Here is a 19,357-nt window from a genome sequence, read left to right on the forward strand (position 1 = left end):
GGGCGTGCCCGTGGGCAGGACGCTTGCCGAGAAGGTGTGGGACGACCACGTCGTCGTCAAGGGGGAGGACGGCGCGCCCGACCTCCTCTACATCGACCTCCACCTCGTGCACGAGGTGACCAGCCCGCAGGCCTTCGACGGCCTCCGCCAGGCCGGTCGTCCGCTCCGCCGCACCGACCTCACGATCGCGACGGAGGACCACAACACCCCGACGCTCGCCATCGACCGGCCGATCGCCGACCTCACGAGCCGCACCCAGATCGAGACCCTGCGTCGCAACACCGCCGAGTTCGGCGTCCGGCTGCACCCGCTGGGCGACGCCGAGCAGGGCATCGTCCACGTCGTCGGCCCGCAGCTCGGCCTCACCATGCCGGGCATCACGGTGGTCTGCGGCGACTCGCACACCTCGACGCACGGCGCCTTCGGCGCGATGGCGTTCGGCATCGGCACCAGCGAGGTCGAGCACGTCATGGCGACGCAGACCCTGCCGCTCAAGCCCTTCAAGACCATGGCCGTGACCGTCGAGGGCACGCTGCGCCCGGGCGTCACCGCGAAGGACATCATCCTGGCGGTGATCGCCCAGATCGGCACCGGCGGCGGTCAGGGCTACGTGCTCGAGTACCGCGGCAGCGCGATCCGGGCCCTCTCGATGGAGGGGCGGATGACGATCTGCAACATGTCGATCGAGGCGGGCGCCCGCGCCGGCATGGTCGCCCCCGACCAGACGACCTTCGACTACCTCGAGGGCCGCGACCACGCTCCGACCGGCTCCGACTGGGACGACGCGGTCGCCTACTGGACGACGCTGCCGACCGACGACGACGCCGTGTTCGACGCCGAGGTCTTCCTCGACGCCGACACCCTCGAGCCGTTCGTCACCTGGGGCACGAACCCGGGCCAGGGCGTGTCGCTCAGCGACTCCGTGCCCGACCCGACCGCCGTCGCCGACCCGAACGAGCGCGCCGCCGCCGAGCGCGCCCTCGAGTACATGGCCCTCGAGGCCGGCACCCCGATGAAGCAGATCCCGGTCGACGCGGTCTTCATGGGCTCCTGCACGAACAGCCGCATCGAAGACCTCCGGGCCTTCGCCTCCGTCATCGCCGGCCGCACCAAGGCCGAGGGCGTCCGCGTCATGGTCGTCCCCGGCTCCGCGCGGGTCCGGCTCGAGGCCGAGGCCGAGGGCCTCGACAAGGTCTTCACCGACTTCGGCGCCGAGTGGCGCTTCGCGGGCTGCTCGATGTGCCTCGGCATGAACCCCGACCAGCTCGCCCCGGGCGAGCGCTGCGCCTCCACGAGCAACCGCAACTTCGAGGGCCGGCAGGGCAAGGGCGGTCGCACGCACCTCGTCTCCCCGCTCGTCGCGGCGGCGACCGCGGTGCGCGGCACCCTCTCCGCCCCGGGCGACCTCGACGACCTCGCCGGCACCCCCGTGCACGACGCGCTCCTCGCCGAGCGCGCCGGGGCCTCTCCCGCGCTCGCCGAGCTGGCCGGAGGCGCCGCCTGATGCAGAAGTTCACCACCGTCACCGGAGTGGCCGCGCCCCTGAAGCGCAGCAACGTCGACACCGACCAGATCATCCCGGCCGAGTTCCTCAAGCGGGTCACGAAGACCGGCTTCGAGGACGCCTTGTTCTTCTCCGCCCGGCAAGACCCCGACTTCGTCCTGAACCGACCCGAGTACCAGGGCGCCCGCGTCCTCGTGGCGGGGCCCGACTTCGGCACCGGTTCGAGCCGAGAGCACGCCGTCTGGGCGCTCCGCGACTTCGGCTTCGACGTCGTGCTCAGTGCCCGTTTCGGCGACATCTTCCGCGGCAACTCGGGCAAGCAGGGCCTGCTCAGCGCCGTGGTCGACGAGGCCGACGTCGAGCGCGTCTGGGCCGTGCTCGAGGCCACGCCCGGCCTCGAGATGACCGTCGACCTCGAGTCGCAGACCGCCACGGCGGGCGACCTGACCGTGTCGTTCGAGGTCGATGCCTACACTAAGTGGCGCCTGCTCGAGGGTCTCGACGACATCGGGCTGACGCTCCGCGACGAAGCGGCCATCACAGAATTCGAATCCCGACGCGCCGCCTGGCGCCCGAAGACATTGCCGGTGAAGAAGTGAACTCCCTTGTCCAAGACGCAGCAGCAGCAGGAGCCCGAGTGGGTCTGAAGAGCGACGAGATCGTCATCCGCGGCGGCAAGCCGCTGATCGGCCGCATCGAGGTCCGGGGCGCGAAGAACCTGGCCACGAAGGCCATGGTCGCGGCCCTCCTCGGCGACACCCCCAGCATCCTCCGCGACGTCCCCGACATCAGCGACGTCAACGTGGTGCGCGGCCTGCTCTCCGTCCACGGCGTGCGCATCACCGACCCGGCCCGCGGCGAGATGATCCTCGACCCGTCGAACGTCGAGTCGGCGCACTTCGCCGAGATCGACGCGCACGCCGGCTCGAGCCGCATCCCGATCCTCTTCTGCGGCCCGCTGCTCCACCGCCTCGGCGAGGCCTTCATCCCCGACCTCGGCGGCTGCCGCATCGGCGACCGCCCGATCGACTTCCACCTCGACGCGCTCCGCGCCTTCGGCGCCGTGGTCGACAAGTCGTACAACGGCATCCACCTGACGGCCCCCGACGGCCTCAAGGGCGCGAACATCGAGCTGCCCTACCCGAGCGTCGGCGCCACCGAGCAGGTCCTCCTCACGGCCGTCCTCGCCGACGGGGTCACCGAGCTCCGCAACGCGGCGATCGAGCCCGAGATCATGGACCTCATCGCCATCCTCCAGAAGATGGGCGCCGTGGTCTCGGTCGAGCCGAACCGCGTCATCTTCATCGAGGGCGTCAAGAGCCTCCGCGGGTACACGCACCGGGCCATCAACGACCGCAACGAGGCCGCGAGCTGGGCCTCCGCCGCCCTCGCCACGAAGGGCGACATCTTCGTCGAGGGCGCCGACCAGAAAGACCTGATGACGTTCCTCAACGTCTTCCGCAAGGTCGGCGGCGACTTCGACGTCCACGAGGACGGCATCCGCTTCTTCCACCCCGGCGGCGAGCTCAAGCCCGTCGTCGTCGAGACCGACGTGCACCCCGGCTTCATGACCGACTGGCAGCAGCCCCTCATCGTGGCCCTGACCCAGGCGCAGGGCACCTCGATCGTGCACGAGACCGTCTACGAGAACCGCTTCCAGTTCACCGAGGCGCTGAACGACATGGGCGCGCAGATCGTCGTCCACAAGGACGGCCTGCCCGGCCACGACCGCCGGGTCGCGCGCCGAGAGTTCGAGCAGGCCGCCGTCATCACCGGGCCGACGGCGCTGCACGGCGCCGACATCCGCGTGCCCGACCTGCGCGGCGGCTTCAGCCACCTCATCGCGGCGCTGACCGCCGAGGGCGAGTCGAAGATCACCAACGTCGGCATCATCAGCCGCGGCTACGAGCACTTCATCGCGAAGCTGCGCAAGCTGGGCGCCGACTTCGACTTCCAGGGCTAGCCCGGCGTGAGCGACGCCGCCCGCGCGCACGGGGGTCCCGCCGACCCCGACGTGCCCGTCGTCCAGCCTGCCCGCCGCGTCGGCCGCTTCGGCCGGGGCAAGGAGAAGAGCGCGGTCTTCCGTGCCGTCGCCGCCGTCGGGGCGCCGCTCTTCGACCGCCTCGCGGTGATCGAGGTCCGCGGCGCCGAGAAGCTGCCGAACGAGGGCGCCTTCGTGCTCGCACCCAACCACTGCACGAACATCGACCCCGTGGTCGTGGCGCGCCTGATGTGGACCCTGGGCCGCGTGCCGAGGTTCCTCGCCAAGGCGTCGCTCTTCCGGGTGCCGGTCTTCGGGTCGCTGATGCGCGCCATGGGGCACGTCCCCGTCGAGCGCGGCGGACCGACGCACGCGAGCGACCCGCTCGCCGCGGGCCGTGCCCTCGCCACGAGCGGCGGCGGGGTGATCATCTACCCCGAGGGCACGCTGACCCGCGACCCCGACCTCTGGCCGATGAAGGGCAAGAGCGGGGCGGTCCGCCTCGCGATCGAGGCCGGCGTGCCCCTCGTGCCGATGGCCCACTGGGGCAGCCAGCAGGTCATGGGCCGCTACTCCTCGAAGCTCAGCCTCTTCCCGCGGAAGCGCATCCTCGCGGCGATCGGCGACCCTGTCGACCTGTCGCCGTGGCGCGGCCGGCCGCTCGACCAGGCGGCGTACGCCGAGGCGACGGCGCTCGTGATGCGCCGGGTGACCGAGCTGCTGGCCGAGCTGCGCGACGAGTCGCCGCCGGCCGAGCCGTGGGACCCGCACGCGAAGGACCAGAAGGAGACCGGCCGCTTTGAGTAGCAGTGACGACCGCCAGGGCACGAGCGAGGGCGCCAGCCGCGAGGACGCCATCGGCGCCCTCGGCGAGGGCGCGGTCACGACCGAGGCGATCTCCGTCGTGATGCGCAGCGCGATCCCGCGCACGGTCGCCGTGCTGGGCTCCGGCAGCTGGGGCACGACCTTCGCGAAGGTGCTCGCCGAGGGCGGCGCCGACGTGACGCTCTGGGCGCGCCGCCCCGAGCTCGCCCGCGAGATCACCGAGAGCAAGCGCAACAGCGACTACCTGCCGGGCATCAACCTGCCCCGCACCCTCGTCGCCACGACCGACGTCGCCGCGGCCCTGGCCGGGGCCGAGCAGGTCTACCTCTCCGTGCCGAGCCAGACCCTCCGGGAGAACCTCGCCGCCGTGCGCGACCTCGTGCCGCGCGGCGTGCCGGTCATCAGCCTGATGAAGGGCGTCGAGAAGGCGACCGGGCTCCGCATGAGCCAGGTCATCGAGCAAGAGCTCGACATCGACCCCGACCTCATCGCCGTCGCCTCCGGCCCGAACCTGGCCCTCGAGATCGCCAAGCGGCAGCCGACCGCGGCCGTGGTCTCGTCGCGCAGCCTCGAGACCGCCACGGCCGTCGCCGCCACGGCGACGAACCCGTACTTCCGGTCGTTCGTCAACACCGACGTCATCGGCACCGAGTTCGGCGGCGTGCTCAAGAACCTCATCGCGGTGGCCGTCGGCATCGTCGACGGCGTCGGCTACGGCGAGAACACGAAGGCCTCGATCATCACCCGGGGCCTCGCCGAGATGACGGCCTTCGCGGTGTCGTTCGGGGCCAAGGCCGAGACCCTCGCCGGGCTCGCCGGGCTCGGCGACCTCATCGCCACCTGCGAGTCGCCGCTCTCGCGCAACAACACCGCCGGTCGGCTGCTCGGCCAGGGCTACGCCTACGGCGACGTCGTGCGCCAGATGAACCAGACCGCGGAGGGGCTCTCCTCGGTCGCCCCGATCCTCGAGCTGGCGGCGTCGCGCGGCGTCGACATGCCCATCGTGACCCAGGTCGCCGGGGTCCTCGCCGGTACGCTGGACCCGCGGAACATCGCCCCGCACCTCACCGAGACCGACGAGCCGCAGGGCGAGTAGCCGCCGGGGGGCGACCGGCACCACGCCGGGGGCGACGCTCCGTCACGAACGCCACCCGCGCCTCCCACGGTCACCCCGTCGGGCGCGACGACTCAGAGGGGCCCCATGAGCAGCGAGACCGACACCGGCGTGGCCGACGGCCCCTCGACCGAGACCGGCGCCGTGCCGGGCGCCCCGCGGCGTCAGCGCGTCGTCGTGCTGTTCGGCGGCCGCTCCAGCGAGCACTCGATCAGCTGCGCGACCGCCGGCGGCGTGCTCGCGGCGATCGACCGCGACCGGTTCGACGTCGTCCCGGTCGGCATCACCGCCGACGGCGCGTTCACGCTCCAGCCCGACGACGCGGCCCTGTTCGCCCTCGACGCCGAGTCGCTGCCGATCGTGCGCGACAACGGCACGCGCGTCCGCTGGCCGGAGTCGTCGTCGAGCCGTGAGCTCAGCGTCGTCGAGGCCGACGGCAGCGTGCGGCTGCTCGGCGAGGTCGACGTGGTCTTCCCCATCCTGCACGGGCGCTTCGGCGAGGACGGCACGGTGCAGGGCCTGCTCGAGCTCGTCGGCCTGCCCTACGTCGGCGCGGGCCTGCTGGCCTCCGCGGTCGGCATGGACAAGCACTTCACCAAGACCGTCCTGCAGCAGGCCGGCATCGCCGTCGCCCCCTGGCGCACCGTCCGGGCCGGCGAGTGGCAGGCCGACCCCGAGGGCGTCACGACCGCGGTGGCCGAGCTCGGCTACCCGCTCTTCGTCAAGCCCGCGCGCGCCGGGTCGAGCGTGGGCGTCTCGCGCGTCGACGGCCCCGACCAGCTCGCCGCCGCGATGGCCGACGGCCTCGCGGAGGACGTCAAGGTGCTCGTCGAGGCGGGCCTCGTCGGCCGCGAGCTGGAGTGCGCCGTGCTCGGCGGCCGCGCCGGGGCCGCGCCGCGCACCTCGGTCGCCGGCGAGATCGTGCTCGGCTCCGACACGTTCTACGACTTCGAGTCGAAGTACCTCGGCGGAGCGGGCGCCGACCTGGTCTGCCCCGCGCCGCTCGCCGACGACGAGCTGGCCGAGATGCAGCGCCTCGCGGCCCTCGCCTTCGAGTCGATCGACGGCACCGGCCTCGCCCGCGTGGACTTCTTCCTCACCGCGGCGGGCTGGGTGGTCAACGAGATCAACACGATGCCCGGCTTCACGCCGATCTCGATGTTCCCGGCCTGCTGGCTGGCCAGCGGGCTCAGCTACCCCGAGCTGATCACCGAGCTCGTCGAGCTCGGCCTCGAGACCGACCGCTAGGTCGCCGAGGCGCGTGGGCGGCGCTCTCCACCGTCTAGGGCGTGGGGGAGTCGCGGGGCGCGTCGGTGGACGCACCGCCGTCGGTCGGGGCGTCGGTGGCGTCGGCCCCGCCGCTGCCGCCGCTGCCGTCGGCGCCGTCGCCGCCCGGCAGGTCGCCGACGCCCACGCAGGCGCGACCGTCGTTCGGCAGGTAGCCCACCGCGTCGGCCAGGTCGAAGAGCGGGGTGCTGCCCACCTCGTCGGTGACGATGACCTGCACGGCCGGCGTGCGGCCATAGGTCGTGAAGATGTAGGTGTCGGGGTCGTCAGGGTCCTGGTCGCTGAGCCAGTCGACGCCGGCGACCGGGTAGCAGGGCAGGTCGGAGACGGCGGGTGCGGTGACCCCGCAGCGCAGCAGCACGGCCGTGGGGGAGCCCCAGGCGCCGGTCGCCTGCGCGTCGGTCTCGCGCCGCTGGTAGGGCGCGCTGTCGGGGCCGACCTGCTCGGGCAGGTGGACGGTGACCTGGGCGCAGGCCGGGTCGTTCGCGTCGTCGGCGGCCGTCATCGGCACGGCGGCGGTGCAGCCCGCGAGCACGGGGGCGACCACGGCGACGGTGGCGGCGAGGAGGGGCAGGCGCAGGCGCCGGGCGGGGCTGGACATCCCGGCCAGGCTACCGTCGTGCACATGGAACGCACCTCCACGTCCGCCGAGCCCGACCCCGCCGACCGAGCCTCCGCCGACGCCTCCCGGGCCGACGCCTCCTCGGCCGGCCCCTCCTCGCCCGGCCGGGCTCCCACCGACACCGTCGAGGGCGCGGGCGAGCTCGCGACGCTGGCGCGCATCCTGCCCCGCCTGCCCCGCGGGCTCGACACGCAGCTCGGCCCGGGCGACGACGCCGCCGTCGTGGCCGCGCCGGACGGCCGCTTCGTGGTGACGACCGACCTCATGGTGCACGGCCCCGACTTCCGACTCGCGTGGTCGACCCCGCACGACCTCGGCTGGAAGGCCGCCGCCTCGAACCTCGCCGACGTGGCGGCGATGGGCGCGCGGCCCACCGCCCTCGTCGTCGCCCTCGCCGTGCCGCCCGGCACCCTCGTCGCCGACCTCGAGCGGCTGGCCGACGGGCTGCGCGAGGCGTGCGCCGAGATGGCTCCCGGCTGCGGGGTCGTGGGCGGCGACCTCTCGGTGTCGACGACGTTCACGGTCGCCGTCACGGCGTTCGGCGACCTCGGCGGCCGCCCGCCGGTGCGGCGCGACGGAGCCAGGCCGGGCGACGTGGTAGCCGTCTCCGGCGCCCTCGGGCGGGCGGCCCGGGGCCTCGACCTGCTGTTCCGCCTCGGTGTCGACCACGAGGGGGCCCCCGACGCCGACCTCGCGGCGGCGCTCCGCGAGCGCGACCCCGACGTCGGCTGGCAGCTCGCCCCGACGCCGCCGATCGCCGACGGCCGTCTCGCCGCGACCGCGGGGGCGACGGCCATGCTCGACCTCAGCGACGGGCTCGCCCTCGACGCCGCCCGGGTGGCCCGGGCGAGCGGCGTCGTCGTCGACCTCGACCCGGCGCGCCTCGGTGCCGATCCGCGGGTCGCCCTCGGCGGCGGCGAGGACCACTCGCTGTTCGCCACGTTCCCGCCCGGGACCGACCTGCCGGGCGGCTTCCGCCCGGTCGGCGTGGTCCGGGAGGCCGGGGGAGGCGCGCCCCGCGTCACCGTCGGGCGTCGCGACCTCGACGAGGTCGGCGGCTGGGACCCGTACCGTCTCTGGAGCGGGCAGGCGGGCTGAGGCCGGGCCGCGACTCCGCGGCGCCCTGGTGCCCCGGTGCCTGGTGCTCAGTCGCGGACGGCGAACCAGACCGTCGTGTCGCCGTACTTCTTCCGCACGTCGAGGCCGAGCCCCGTCGGCCAGGTCGGCTCCCCGTCGCGCGAGGCGCGCTCGACGACGACGAGGGCCCCGTCGGCGAGCGACGGCAGGAGGGCCTCCAGGTCGCCCGCGAGCTCCGTCGCGGAGACCTCGTAGGGCGGGTCGAAGAAGACGAGGTCGACCGGCGCCGCGCTGCCGACGAGGTAGGCGCGCACGGGCATGGCGACCACGTCGACCCGCGGTGCCCGGCCGCTCGGGGCGCGCCCGACCACGGCGTCGACGTTCTTCCGCAGCACGCGGGCGGCAGCCGGCGCCTTCTCGACGAGAGTGACGGTCGCCGCGCCGCGCGACGCGGCCTCGAGGCCGAGCCCGCCGGTGCCGGCGTAGAGGTCGAGCACGCGCCGCCCCGCGATCTCGTCGCGGGCGTCGAGCGACGAGAACAGCGCCTCGCGCACCCGGTCGCTCGTCGGGCGCGTGCCCGTCTTGGGCACGGCGAGGGTCAGGTTGTCGGCGAAGCCGGAGATGATGCGGGACACACGGCCATCCTGACGCATCGGCCAGGCGGTTCGAGCAAGTCGACAACGCGGCGGCGGCCCGGCCGGTGAGCGGTCGTGGAGGTGGCACAAGGCGTTTGGCGGTCGCGGTCGCCGCGGGCACGATCGGCCCATGACCAGCGTCGACCGCACCGTGAGGCCCTCGTTCACCAAGTCGTTGTTCGCGGGGCGGATCGCCTCCGAGCTCGTGCTGCCCTACCCGCACATGGCGCCGGAGGAGGCGGCCAGGGTCGAGGCCGCGGCGGCGTCGGCCCGCGAGGTGCTCGCCGGCTACGACCCGCTGCGCGCCGAGCGCGAGGGCTGGGTCGGCGACGACACGATCCGCGAGCTGGGCGACCGCCGCCTCACCGGCCTCTTCGTCGCCGAGGAGTACGGCGGCCTCGGCCTCGGCCAGAGCGCGTACTGCCGGGTGATGGAGGAGTTCGGCCGGGTCGACGGCACCCTCGCCACGGTGATGGGGGTGCACCAGTCGATCGGCACCAAGCCGCTGCACCTCTACGGCACCGACGACCAGAAGGCCCGCTGGCTGCCCGACCTCGCGAGCGGCCGCAAGCTCGCGGCCTTCGTGCTGACCGAGCCGAACGTCGGCAGCGACGCCTACGCGCTCGAGACCCGCGCCGAGCGGCAGGCGGACGGCAGCTGGGTGCTGAACGGCGAGAAGCGCTGGATCGGCAACGGCGACAAGGACGTCCTCACCGTCTTCGCCCGCAGCGAGCTCGGCCACGTCGCGCTGGTGGTCGAGAAGGGCGCCGAGGGGCTCAGCACGGGGCCGCGCTTCGAGACGCACGGCCTCAAGGCGAACCACCTGCAGCGCGTGCACTTCACCGACGTCCGGGTGCCGGCGGAGAACCTGCTGGGCGAGCCCGGCGACGGCTTCCGCATCGCCATGAACACCCTCAACAACGGCCGCATGTCGATGGGCACCGCGATCTCCGGCGGCATGAAGCGCTTCCTCCAGCTCTCGGTCGAGCACACGGAGTCGCGGCGCCAGTTCGGCCGCCCCCTGGCCGACTTCGAGATGGTCGGCGACAAGCTCGCCTGGATGACCGAGCAGATCTACGGCGTCGAGTCCATGTCGTACCTCACCACCGGTCTCGTCGACCGGGGCGACACCGACTTCGCGCTGGAGTCGGCGATGACGAAGGTCGTCGCGAGCGACACGGGCTGGTTCGCGCTCAACCGGGCGGTCCAGCTGCACGGCGGCGAGGCGTACATGGAGGGGCACCCGCTGTCGAAGGCGCTCCGCGACTTCCGGATCTTCCCGATCTTCGAGGGGGCGAACGACGTGATGCGCGCGTTCGTCGCCCTCAACGGCCTCAAGGCCCTCAGCGAGGAGCTGCCCGACGTGGCGTCGCTCCGCATCGGCGAGCCCGCCCGGGCGCTCGGCGTGCTCGCGCCCTACGTGGCGGGGCGGGTGCAGCGGCGCATCTCGCCGGAGCGGCCGGTCGGCGTGCACCCGTCGCTCGCCCGCAGCGCGGCGGCCGTGGGCGAGCAGGTCTCGCAGCTGCGCGAGCGGGCCGAGGCGGCCCTCCGCCGGCACGGCCGCCACGTGCAGGAGAAGCAGCTCGTCCAGAAGCGCCTCGCCGACGCCGCCTCCGGCGTCTACGCGCAGATGGCCGTCCTCTCGCGCGCGACCACCAGCCTGCAGGAGGCGCGGGCCGGCTCCGCCGACGAGCGTCACCTGGCCGTCGGGTTCTGCAAGCGGTCGGCGCGCGAGGTCGCCCGGCAGCTGCGGGCCCTCGAGGTCAACGACGACCGGCACGTGACGGCGCTCGCGGAGTCGACCCGCGCCTCCGGCGGGTACGCGGTCGCGCTCTGACGCCGTCACGCTCCGACTCGTCGCTCCGACGCTGTCGGGGGCGGGCGCTAGCGTGGTGGGGTGCCCGACTCCCCGCTCGACGCGTCGCCCCTCGACGCCTCGCTCGCCGGTGCCCTCGGCGGTCGGACGGCGCAGGCGATGCAGAAGGCCTTCGGCCTCCGCACGGTCGGCGACCTGCTCTCGCACTACCCGCGGCGCTACGCCCGGCGCGGCGAGCTGACCGCGCTCGACCAGCTGCCGCTCGGCGAGTCGGTGACGATCGTCGCTCAGGTGCTCGACGTCCGGGAGCGCACGATGCGGGCGCGGCGCGGCTCGATCCTCGAGGTGCGCATCGGTGACGGCCAGGGCATCCTGACCCTCACGTTCTTCAACCAGGCGTGGCGCGCGAAAGACCTCGTGCCCGGGGCCCGGGGCATCTTCGCGGGCAAGGTCGGCGACTACCGGGGCCTCCGCCAGCTGGCGCACCCCGACTACGAGCTCTTCGACGCGTCGCACGAGGCCGTGGCGGGCGTCGGCGACGCCGAGGCGCAGGCCTGGGCGAAGCAGCCGATCCCCCTCTACCCGGCCAGCGCCTCCGTCGCCTCCTGGCAGGTGCAGCGCTCGGTCGAGCTGGTGCTCGACACGCTCCCGCCGATCGACGACCCGGTGCCGGCCGCGGTGCGGGCCGAGCTCGAGCTCGTGTCGCTGCGCGACGCGTACGAGCTCGTCCACCGGCCTGAGAAGGACCGAGACCATCTGCGTGGCCGCGACGCGCTGCGCTTCCAGGAGGCCTTCGTGCTCCAGGCCGCCCTGCTGCAGCAGCGTGCCCTGCTGCGCACCGCCCCCGCGACGCCGCGCGTGGCCGGGCCGGACGGCCTGCTCGCGCGCTTCGACGCCGCGCTGCCCTTCGAGCGCACGGCCGACCAGGTGCTCGTCGGCTCCGAGATCAGCCGTGACCTCGAGGGCGACGTGCCGATGAACCGCCTCGTGCAGGGGGAGGTCGGGTCGGGCAAGACCCTCGTGGCGCTCCGCGCGATGATCGCGGTCGCTGAGAGCGGCGGCCAGTCGGCCCTCCTCGCGCCGACCGAGGTGCTCGCCGCCCAGCACCTCCGCTCGGTGGTGCGCTCGCTCGGCCCCGACCTCGCGGCGCGGCTACGGCCCACCCTGCTCACCGGGCAGATGTCGACCGCCGAGAAGAAGCGCGCGCTGCTGTCGATCGTCAGCGGGCAGTCGCACCTCGTCGTCGGCACGCACGCCCTCCTCAGCGAGGCCGTGGGGTTCTACGACCTCGGCCTCGTCGTCGTCGACGAGCAGCACCGCTTCGGCGTCGAGCAGCGCGAGGCCCTGCGGCAGAAGGGCCGCACGCCGCCGCACGTGCTCGTCCTGACGGCCACGCCCATCCCGCGCACGGTGGCGATGACGGTCTTCGGCGACCTCGACGTCTCGACCATCACCGAGCTGCCCGCGGGCCGTCAGCCGATCGAGTCGTTCGTCGTGCCGCTGGCCGACCGGCCCGGCTGGCGCGACCGCGTCTGGCAGCGCTCGGCGGAGGAGGTCGCGAAGGGCCGCCAGGTCTTCGTCGTCTGCCCCGCCATCGACGCGGCCAGCGTCGAGGCCGGCGAGGAGGCGCCGGTCGACGACGCACCGGAGGGCACCTCCGAGGGCGCTCCCGACGGCGACGTGCCCGCCCCCGAGCGTGCGAGCGTCGAGGGCGTGCTCGCCCTCGCCCGGTCGCTGCCCGTGCTCGCGGGCGCCCGCGTCGAGCCCCTCCACGGCCGCATGTCGGCCGACGAGAAGGACGACGTGATGCAGCGCTTCGCCGCCGGCCTGATCGACGTGCTCATCGCGACGACCGTCATCGAGGTCGGCGTCGACGTGCCGAACGCGTCGACGATGGTGGTGCTCGACGCCGACCGCTTCGGGGTGTCGCAGCTGCACCAGCTCCGCGGCCGCGTCGGGCGCGGCGGGCACCCGGGCCTCTGCCTCCTCGTGACGCACGCGGCCCCCGACACGGTCGCCCGCGAGCGCATCGAGGCGGTCGCCGCCACGCTCGACGGGTTCGAGCTCGCCCAGGTCGACCTCGAGCTGCGGCGGGAGGGCGACGTGCTCGGCAGCCTGCAGTCGGGCGGCCGGTCGTCTCTCCGCCTGCTGCGGGTCGCGACCGACGGCGACCTGATCACGACCGCGCGCGAGCACGCCGCGGAGGCGCTCAAGGGCGACGCCGCGCTGTCGGGGCACCCGGCCCTGGCCGCCGCCATCGCCCGCCGCCTCGACGACGCCGACCGCGAGTACCTCGCGAAGAACTGACCGGGCGGCCGTCCCCGTCCGCCGACCGGCCACGTCGGGCCCCGGCCGACGTCGCTCCGAGTTCGCCGGAAGGCCCCCGGGAGCGACATCTGCACGGGCTAGGGTGTGCGGATGAACAGGATCGCCGTCGTCCCGGGGTCGTTCGACCCGGTCACCCTGGGTCACGTCGACGTGATCGCCCGGGCCGCCCACGTCTTCGACGAGGTGCACGTGCTCGTGGTCCACAACCCCGACAAGTCGGCGCTGCTGCCGCTGCCGAAGCGCGTCTCGCTGCTCGAGCGGTCGCTCCGCGAGGCGGGCCTCCCGCCGTCGGTGACCGTGCACAGCTGGAGCGTCGGCCTGCTGGTCGACTACTGCACCGAGGTCGGCGCCTCCGTGCTCGTCAAGGGCATCCGGTCGCAGGTCGACGTGGCCTACGAGACCCCGATGGCGATCATGAACCGCAGCCTCGCCGGCGTCGAGACGGTCTTCATGCTGCCCGACCCCGCCCACGCCCACGTGTCGAGCTCGCTGGTGCGCCAGGTCGCGGCCCTCGGCGGCGACGTCGCCCCGTACGTCCCCGCCAGCGTCGCCGAGTACCTCGCGGCCACCTGACCCACCCGCACGGCAGCGTCGCCGGCCCCCGGCCCGTCCTCCCGTGCGACCCGACCACCCCGCACGCCCGCCCGACGCCCTCCGGGAGAGACCATGAGCACGACCAGCGACACCCGACCGTCCGACCGTGCCCTGCGGGGCGACGGCGACCTCGACGTCATGCCCCTGCCCGAGGTGCAGGCCGCCGCGCGCCGGATCATGGAGGCGGTGGCCACGGTCATCGACGGCAAGGACGGCGCGATCGGCACGGCCCTCACCGTCCTGCTCGCCGAGGGGCACCTCCTCATCGAGGACGTCCCCGGCGTCGGCAAGACCCAGCTCGCCCGCGCGCTCGCCAAGGCCGTCGACGCCCGGGTCACGCGCATCCAGTTCACCCCCGACCTGCTGCCGAGCGACATCACGGGCGTCTCGATCTACGACCGCGACCGCGGGGGCTTCGAGTTCACGCCCGGCCCCGTCTTCGCCAACGTGGTGATCGGCGACGAGATCAACCGCGCCTCCCCGAAGACGCAGTCCGCGCTGCTCGAGAGCCTCGAGGAGCGGCAGGTCACGGTCGACGGGGTCACGCACCCGCTGCCCGACCCCTTCCTCGTCGTCGCGACCCAGAACCCGGTCGAGATGGAGGGCACGTACTCGCTGCCGGAGGCGCAGCGCGACCGGTTCATGGCCCGCATCTCGCTCGGCTACCCCGACACCGAGAGCGAGCTGCGCATGCTGCAGCAGCGCGAGCGCGTCAGCCCGCTCGAGAAGGTGCGGCCCCTCGTGTCGCTCGACGAGCTGCGCCGCATGATCGCGGCGGTGCGGACGGTCTACACGGCCGAGCCGGTCGAGCGGTACGCCGTCGACGTCGTCCAGGCGACGCGTCGCCACCCCGATGTGCGGCTCGGCGCGAGCCCCCGTGCGACGCTCCAGCTCATGCGGGCCGCCAAGTCGTGGGCGGCGCTCAACGGCCGCGGCTTCGTGGTGCCCGACGACGTCGACGCGATGAGCGGGCCCGTGCTCGGCCACCGCATCATCCTCGCCGGGCGCGCCGGGGCCGGCGCGGTGTCGGCGGCGTACGACGTGGTGGCCGACGTCGTCGCCTCGACCGACGTGCCGCTCGGCGACACGGCCGGCCGACGCTGACCGTGGCGCGCGGGGGAGTGCCCACGCCGACGCGGCGCGGCGCGGTCGTGGTGGGCGCGGGGCTGCTGCTCGCCGTCGCGGGCGCGCTCCTCGAGTCGCCGCCCCTCGTCTTCGCCGGCGTGGCGCTCGTGGCCCTCGTGGTCGCCGTCGTCCTGTCCCTGCTCGTCCGCGGGGTCGACGTCGTCGTCGGCCGCCGGTTCACTCCCTCGCGAGGCGTGGCGGGCTGGTCGGCGGTCGAGACCCTGACGGTGACGCCCCGCTCCGGGCGCCCCCAGCAGGCCGCCCTGCGCGACGAGGTGCCGTGGGGCCGCGCCCGCCGCTCGGCGGCCGTGCCCGTCACGCTCGAGCCGGGGCGCACCTCCACCGTGACCTTCCGCCACCCGGAGCTGAGCCGGGGGCGGCACCGCGTCGGCCCGCTCCACGTCGAGCTCGTCGAGTCGTTCGGCGTGGCCCGCCGCCGCGTCGTGGCGCCCGGCACCGCAGAGTTCGTCGTCGTGCCCGAGGCCGTCGACCTCGGCCTCGCGCGCGAGTCGAGGTCGCTGGGCGACGGCGCCCGGCGCCAGCGCGAGCACAGCCTCTCCGGCGGCGAGGACGACCCGATCACCCGCGAGTACCGCCGCGGCGACCCGCTGCGCCGCGTGCACTGGAAGGCCACGGCCCGCCACGGCGACCTCATGGTCCGGCAGGAGGAGCAGCACGGGCTGCCGAGCGCCCGCCTCGTGCTGGCGCTCGGGTCGGCCGGCTGGTCGGACTCCGTCTCCGCGTCGGGCGCCGCGAGCGCCGACGCGACGGGGGCCGACGTCGCCCGCAGCGACGCCTTCGAGTGGGCGCTGTCGGTCGTCGCGACCCTCGGGGTCGAGTGGGGCCACGCGGGCTCCGTCGCCGTGCTCGGCACGCCGGGGGGCAGCCTCGTGGCGCGCCACGACCCCGACGCCACCGGCGCGTGGCTCGACGCCCTGGCCGACCTCCAGCTCGACGACGCCAGCGACTCCCTCGCGCCGCCGCCGGCGGCCCGGGAGCCCGTCACGGCGGTCGTCTCGGGCCTCACCCGCGCCGAGCTCGACCAGCTGGGCCGCTCCCGCGCGGCCGGGTCGACGGCCGTCGCGCTCGTGGTCTCGCCGACGCTCAGCTTCACCGCCGTGGGCGGCGGGGCCGGCTCCTCGTCGACGGAGCCCACCGCCGTCCTGTCGCCCGAGGCCGTCGCTGCGTCGCTCCGCGAGGCGGGCTGGCGCGTCGTGGAGGCCACCCCGACCGAGCGGGTCGGCGACGCCGTGCGTCGAGGCGGGCTGCTCCGTGGCTGAGCCGCGGCGGTCCCGGCGTACCGGGGGCGAGGCCGAGGGCGCTCGCTGGCCCGTGGTCGCCCTCGTCTGGCTCGTGCTCGTCGTCTCGCTCGCCAGCCTCTCGTCGCTCTTCCTCGGTGCCGGCTGGTGGTTCGCGGGGGCGGGCGTCTCCGCCGTCGTGCTCGGCGCCTCCGGCCTCGTCCGCTCGCTCCGCGGCTCGCCGTGGCTGGCCTGGCTCGTCGGGCTGCTGGCCGGCACCGCGACCGCCACGGCGGTCGTCTCGGGCGGCACCGCCGTGCTCGGCGTCGTGCCGACCGCCGCGACCCTGCAGCGGGTGCGCGACCTCAGCGACCAGGCGGCCCTCACGATCTCCGACGGCACCGCCCCGGTGCCGGTCGACGACGGCGTGCTCGCGACCGTCGTGGGCGCGGTGCTCGTCGTCTCGCTCCTCGTCGACCTGCTCGCCTCGGTCGGTCGCCTCCCCGGCGCGACGGGCCTCTTCCCGGCGGTCGTCCTCGCCGTGCCGGCGTTCGTGCCGACGGCCGAGACCCGGTGGCCCTGGGTCGTCGCGGCCGTGCTGCTCTACCTCCTGCTCCTCATGGTCTCGTCGGGGCGCCGGCCGACCCCGGCCGGGGCCGTCGGGGCCGTCGCCGCGGTGGCCGTCGCGGGCCTGGTGACGAGCCTCGTGCCCCTCGGGGGCGTCTCGCCGCTCACCGGCGTCGCGTCCGGCACGGGCCTCGCCACCGGCGTCAACCCGATCATCGACCTCGGCGACGACCTCCGCCGCGGCGCGCCCGTGAGCGTCCTCACCTACCGCTCGTCGGACGAGCAGGGCACGTACCTCAAGCTCGTCGACCTCGTCGACTTCTCGGGTCGCAGCTGGAGCCCCGCCGACGTCGAGCTCGACCCCGACGCCACCGTCGACGTCCTGCCCGAGGCGCCCGGGGTCGACGCCGACACCACCCGGCGGGCGGTCGAGACGCGGGTGACCATCGGCGTGCTCCGCAGCCCGTACCTCCCGGTGCCCGTGCCGCCGACCGAGATCACCGGCATCGACGACGGCTGGTCGGTCGTCGACGAGTCGGGCGTGACGGTGCGGAGCGACGACGAGAGCACGCAGGGGCTCGAGTACACCGTGCGCAGCCGCCCCGTCGACCCCACCGAGGACGAGGTGGTCGCGACCCTCGGCGACGCGCCGGCCGACATGGCCCCCTACCTCGCCGTCGACGGGGTGCCCGCGACCGTCAGCGAGCAGGCGGCCGCGGTGACGGCCGACGCCGCGAACCCCTTCGACGCGGCCGTCGCCCTCCAGGACTGGTTCCGCGACGGCGACTTCACCTACTCGGAGGAGACCCCGGTCGACCAGGGCTACGACGGCAGCGGCCTGGACGCCGTCGAGACGTTCCTGCGCGTGCGGAGCGGCTACTGCGTGCACTTCGCCTCGGCGATGGCCGTGATGGCCCGCACCCTGGGCATCCCGTCCCGCGTGGCGGTCGGCTTCCTGCCGGGGGAGTCCACCGGCTTCGCCGACGACCAGGAGCGCACGGTCAGCAGCGACGACCTGCACACCTGGCCCGAGCTCTACTTCCAGGGCCTCGGCTGGGTGCCGTTCGAGCCGACCGTCGGGCTCGGCCGCCCCCAGTCGTTCCTGCAGGAGACCGGCGTCGAGCCCACCGCGGCGCCCAGCGATCCCGCCGAGGCCTCGCCGACCCCCACGGCGGAGGCGCCCGCGACCACCGGCCCCGACGCGGCCAGCGCCACCCCCAGCGACCCCGCCCGGGCGGCGGGGTCGTCCGGCAACGCCGCGGTGGCCGTCCCGGGCGGCCTGGCCGCGCTCCTCGTGCTCCTCGTGCTGGCGCTCGTCGTCCCCTCCGGCCTGCGGGCCGGCCGTCGACGTCGGCGGTTGGCCGCCGAGCCTCCCGACGCCGCGCTCCGGGCCTGGCAGGAGGTGCTCGACACCGCCGACGACCTGCGCCTCGACGTCCCGCGCTCGGCGACGCCGGGGGCGGCGGCCGCGCTCCTGGCCGCCCACCTGGGCGGCGGGCTCGGCGGGCGGCGCCGGCACGGCTCCGAGGAGTCGCGGGCCGCGCTCGACCGCGTGGTGACCGCCCTGACGACCGAGCGGTTCGCCGGCCGGCCCGCGGAGGCCGACGTGGGCAGGGACGCGCGTCGCGTCGTCGACGCCCTCCGCGCCTCCTCGACGCCCCGACGCCGCGCCGCGGCGCTCCTCGCGCCGCGCTCGCTGTGGGCGAGCACGGGCGCGCGTCGGCCGCGCAGAGCGTAAACTCTCCCCTCGTGCCTCACTTCACCCCCACCCCCTACACGCTGACGGTGTACGACCTGCTGCACCGCGCAGGCGAGATGCGCGAGCACACCGTCGACGTCACGGTGCCCGAGAAGCTCGGCGAGGGCCCGGTCGCGGTCGCGACCGGTGCAGCCCTCGAGCTCGACGTGCGCCTCGAGGGCCTGCACGACGGCATCCTCGCCTCCGGGCACGTCTCCTCGACGGCCACCGGCGAGTGCAGCCGGTGCCTGCGCGCCATCGAGCAGCCCGTCGAAGTCGATTTCGCGGAGCTTTTCGCGTACGCTGTCGACGAAGCTTTCGACTATCAGGTTCAAGACGATCACGTGGATCTTGAACCCGTGGTGAGAGACGCAGTGGTTCTGTCACTGCCCTTCCAGCCGGTGTGTCGGCCGGATTGCCCTGGACTCGACCCGGTGACGGGTGAACGTATCGAGGACATCCCCGACTACACGCCTCATGAGAACGTCGATCCCCGGTGGTCGGCCCTCGCGGGGTTCCAGGCTGAATCGGCACCTGCCGACGGCGAGCCAGCGAGCCCGGGTCACCACGACCGCGGCGAGCAGGGCGAGCAGCACTAGCACCACCGCGTCAGCACCACGCGCGTCACCACCACGACAGACCAGGCACCCGCGAGGGCGCCGCAACAGAGAAGAGAACCTCATGGCCGTTCCCAAGAGGAAGCAGTCCCGCTCCAACACGCACGCCCGCCGCTCGCAGTGGAAGGCCACTCCCGTGCAGCTCGTGAAGACCATCGAGAACGGCAAGGTCACCTACAGCCTCCCGCACCGCGCCAAGGTCGTGGAAGACAGCGCCGGCACCGCCCTGTACATGGAGTACAAGGGCCGCAAGGTCGCCGACGTCTGAGCACGTCGAGCGTGACCACGT

17 protein-coding genes are annotated in these 19,357 nt (G+C 74.4%); 15 read left to right on the forward strand and 2 right to left on the reverse strand.

Features of this window, described 5'->3' with window-relative positions; translation table 11 throughout:
• Nucleotides 1–10 precede the first annotated feature (10 nt).
• The 6 genes from leuC (at nt 11) to ASF82_RS03735 (ending at nt 6,672) form a co-directional block, all read left to right on the forward strand.
• Nucleotides 11–1,504: a 3-isopropylmalate dehydratase large subunit gene (gene leuC, locus ASF82_RS03710; RefSeq protein ID WP_369814246.1), complete on the forward strand. Its 1,494-nt coding sequence runs from the start codon at nt 11–13 to the stop codon at nt 1,502–1,504.
• Nucleotides 1,504–2,103, forward strand: coding sequence for a 3-isopropylmalate dehydratase small subunit (leuD, locus tag ASF82_RS03715; protein ID WP_056053525.1), 600 nt, complete (start codon nt 1,504–1,506; stop codon nt 2,101–2,103). Before leuC ends, leuD begins: the two co-directional genes overlap by 1 nt.
• On the forward strand, nt 2,100–3,467 hold the full coding sequence (gene murA / locus ASF82_RS03720) for a UDP-N-acetylglucosamine 1-carboxyvinyltransferase (protein WP_056053530.1): 1,368 nt from the start codon (nt 2,100–2,102) through the stop codon (nt 3,465–3,467). Before leuD ends, murA begins: the two co-directional genes overlap by 4 nt.
• A 6-nt stretch (nt 3,468–3,473) precedes the next feature.
• A complete protein-coding gene (locus ASF82_RS03725) occupies nt 3,474–4,292 on the forward strand; it encodes a 1-acyl-sn-glycerol-3-phosphate acyltransferase (RefSeq protein WP_235491151.1) in 819 nt (272 codons plus the stop codon).
• Between the two features lie 100 nt (nt 4,293–4,392).
• Entirely contained in the window at nt 4,393–5,406 is a 1,014-nt protein-coding gene (locus ASF82_RS03730) for an NAD(P)H-dependent glycerol-3-phosphate dehydrogenase (protein WP_056055762.1), read from the forward strand.
• Between the two features lie 105 nt (nt 5,407–5,511).
• Nucleotides 5,512–6,672: a D-alanine--D-alanine ligase family protein gene (locus ASF82_RS03735; protein WP_082514287.1), complete on the forward strand. Its 1,161-nt coding sequence runs from the start codon at nt 5,512–5,514 to the stop codon at nt 6,670–6,672.
• 34 nt (nt 6,673–6,706) lie between these two features.
• Here ASF82_RS03735 and ASF82_RS03740 read toward each other — a convergent pair whose 3' ends face one another.
• The gene (locus ASF82_RS03740; RefSeq protein WP_082514288.1) at nt 6,707–7,312 is read right to left on the reverse strand and encodes a DUF3515 family protein; all 606 of its coding nucleotides are present in this window, start codon (nt 7,310–7,312) and stop codon (nt 6,707–6,709) included.
• Nucleotides 7,313–7,336: 24 nt separating this feature from the next.
• Here ASF82_RS03740 and thiL point away from each other — a divergent pair, with 24 nt between their 5' ends.
• The gene (gene thiL, locus ASF82_RS03745) at nt 7,337–8,431 is read left to right on the forward strand and encodes a thiamine-phosphate kinase (RefSeq protein WP_082514289.1); all 1,095 of its coding nucleotides are present in this window, start codon (nt 7,337–7,339) and stop codon (nt 8,429–8,431) included.
• A 47-nt stretch (nt 8,432–8,478) separates the two neighbouring features.
• On the opposite strand, the gene rsmD is transcribed toward thiL, so the two are convergent.
• Entirely contained in the window at nt 8,479–9,045 is a 567-nt protein-coding gene (gene rsmD / locus ASF82_RS03750; RefSeq protein WP_056053533.1) for a 16S rRNA (guanine(966)-N(2))-methyltransferase RsmD, read from the reverse strand.
• A 130-nt stretch (nt 9,046–9,175) separates the two neighbouring features.
• Here rsmD and ASF82_RS03755 point away from each other — a divergent pair, with 130 nt between their 5' ends.
• The 8 genes from ASF82_RS03755 (at nt 9,176) to rpmF (ending at nt 19,336) form a co-directional block, all read left to right on the forward strand.
• Nucleotides 9,176–10,882: an acyl-CoA dehydrogenase family protein gene (locus ASF82_RS03755; protein ID WP_056053536.1), complete on the forward strand. Its 1,707-nt coding sequence runs from the start codon at nt 9,176–9,178 to the stop codon at nt 10,880–10,882.
• 60 nt (nt 10,883–10,942) lie between these two features.
• Nucleotides 10,943–13,168: an ATP-dependent DNA helicase RecG gene (locus ASF82_RS03760; protein ID WP_056053539.1), complete on the forward strand. Its 2,226-nt coding sequence runs from the start codon at nt 10,943–10,945 to the stop codon at nt 13,166–13,168.
• A 111-nt stretch (nt 13,169–13,279) separates the two neighbouring features.
• Entirely contained in the window at nt 13,280–13,762 is a 483-nt protein-coding gene (gene coaD, locus ASF82_RS03765; protein ID WP_056053542.1) for a pantetheine-phosphate adenylyltransferase, read from the forward strand.
• A 93-nt stretch (nt 13,763–13,855) separates the two neighbouring features.
• Complete coding sequence (locus ASF82_RS03770) at nt 13,856–14,887, forward strand: MoxR family ATPase (protein WP_056053545.1); 1,032 nt, start codon at nt 13,856–13,858, stop codon at nt 14,885–14,887.
• A 17-nt stretch (nt 14,888–14,904) separates the two neighbouring features.
• A complete protein-coding gene (locus ASF82_RS03775) occupies nt 14,905–16,188 on the forward strand; it encodes a DUF58 domain-containing protein (protein WP_056053548.1) in 1,284 nt (427 codons plus the stop codon).
• Between the two features lie 52 nt (nt 16,189–16,240).
• Nucleotides 16,241–18,451: a DUF3488 and transglutaminase-like domain-containing protein gene (locus tag ASF82_RS03780; RefSeq protein ID WP_056053552.1), complete on the forward strand. Its 2,211-nt coding sequence runs from the start codon at nt 16,241–16,243 to the stop codon at nt 18,449–18,451.
• 11 nt (nt 18,452–18,462) lie between these two features.
• Nucleotides 18,463–19,050: a DUF177 domain-containing protein gene (locus ASF82_RS03785; RefSeq protein ID WP_307803297.1), complete on the forward strand. Its 588-nt coding sequence runs from the start codon at nt 18,463–18,465 to the stop codon at nt 19,048–19,050.
• 82 nt (nt 19,051–19,132) lie between these two features.
• Nucleotides 19,133–19,336 (forward strand): 50S ribosomal protein L32, encoded by a 204-nt coding sequence (gene rpmF, locus ASF82_RS03790; protein WP_043593937.1) that lies wholly within the window; start codon nt 19,133–19,135, stop codon nt 19,334–19,336.
• The last annotated feature ends 21 nt before the right edge of the window (nt 19,337–19,357 follow it).

The sequence above is a fragment of the Frigoribacterium sp. Leaf164 genome (genome assembly GCF_001423665.1).
GTDB lineage: Bacteria > Actinomycetota > Actinomycetes > Actinomycetales > Microbacteriaceae > Frigoribacterium > Frigoribacterium endophyticum.

What these genes read in the sequence shown, in the direction of transcription:
- leuD (WP_056053525.1), top strand. Translation starts at nt 1,504, where the DNA reads ATGCAGAAGTTCACCACCGTCACCGGAGTGGCCGCGCCCCTGAAGCGC.
- ASF82_RS03730 (WP_056055762.1), top strand. Translation starts at nt 4,393, where the DNA reads ATGCGCAGCGCGATCCCGCGCACGGTCGCCGTGCTGGGCTCCGGCAGC.
- ASF82_RS03735 (WP_082514287.1), top strand. Translation starts at nt 5,512, where the DNA reads ATGAGCAGCGAGACCGACACCGGCGTGGCCGACGGCCCCTCGACCGAG.
- ASF82_RS03740 (WP_082514288.1), bottom strand. Translation starts at nt 7,312, where the DNA reads ATGTCCAGCCCCGCCCGGCGCCTGCGCCTGCCCCTCCTCGCCGCCACC.
- thiL (WP_082514289.1), top strand. Translation starts at nt 7,337, where the DNA reads ATGGAACGCACCTCCACGTCCGCCGAGCCCGACCCCGCCGACCGAGCC.
- ASF82_RS03755 (WP_056053536.1), top strand. Translation starts at nt 9,176, where the DNA reads ATGACCAGCGTCGACCGCACCGTGAGGCCCTCGTTCACCAAGTCGTTG.
- coaD (WP_056053542.1), top strand. Translation starts at nt 13,280, where the DNA reads ATGAACAGGATCGCCGTCGTCCCGGGGTCGTTCGACCCGGTCACCCTG.
- ASF82_RS03770 (WP_056053545.1), top strand. Translation starts at nt 13,856, where the DNA reads ATGAGCACGACCAGCGACACCCGACCGTCCGACCGTGCCCTGCGGGGC.
- rpmF (WP_043593937.1), top strand. Translation starts at nt 19,133, where the DNA reads ATGGCCGTTCCCAAGAGGAAGCAGTCCCGCTCCAACACGCACGCCCGC.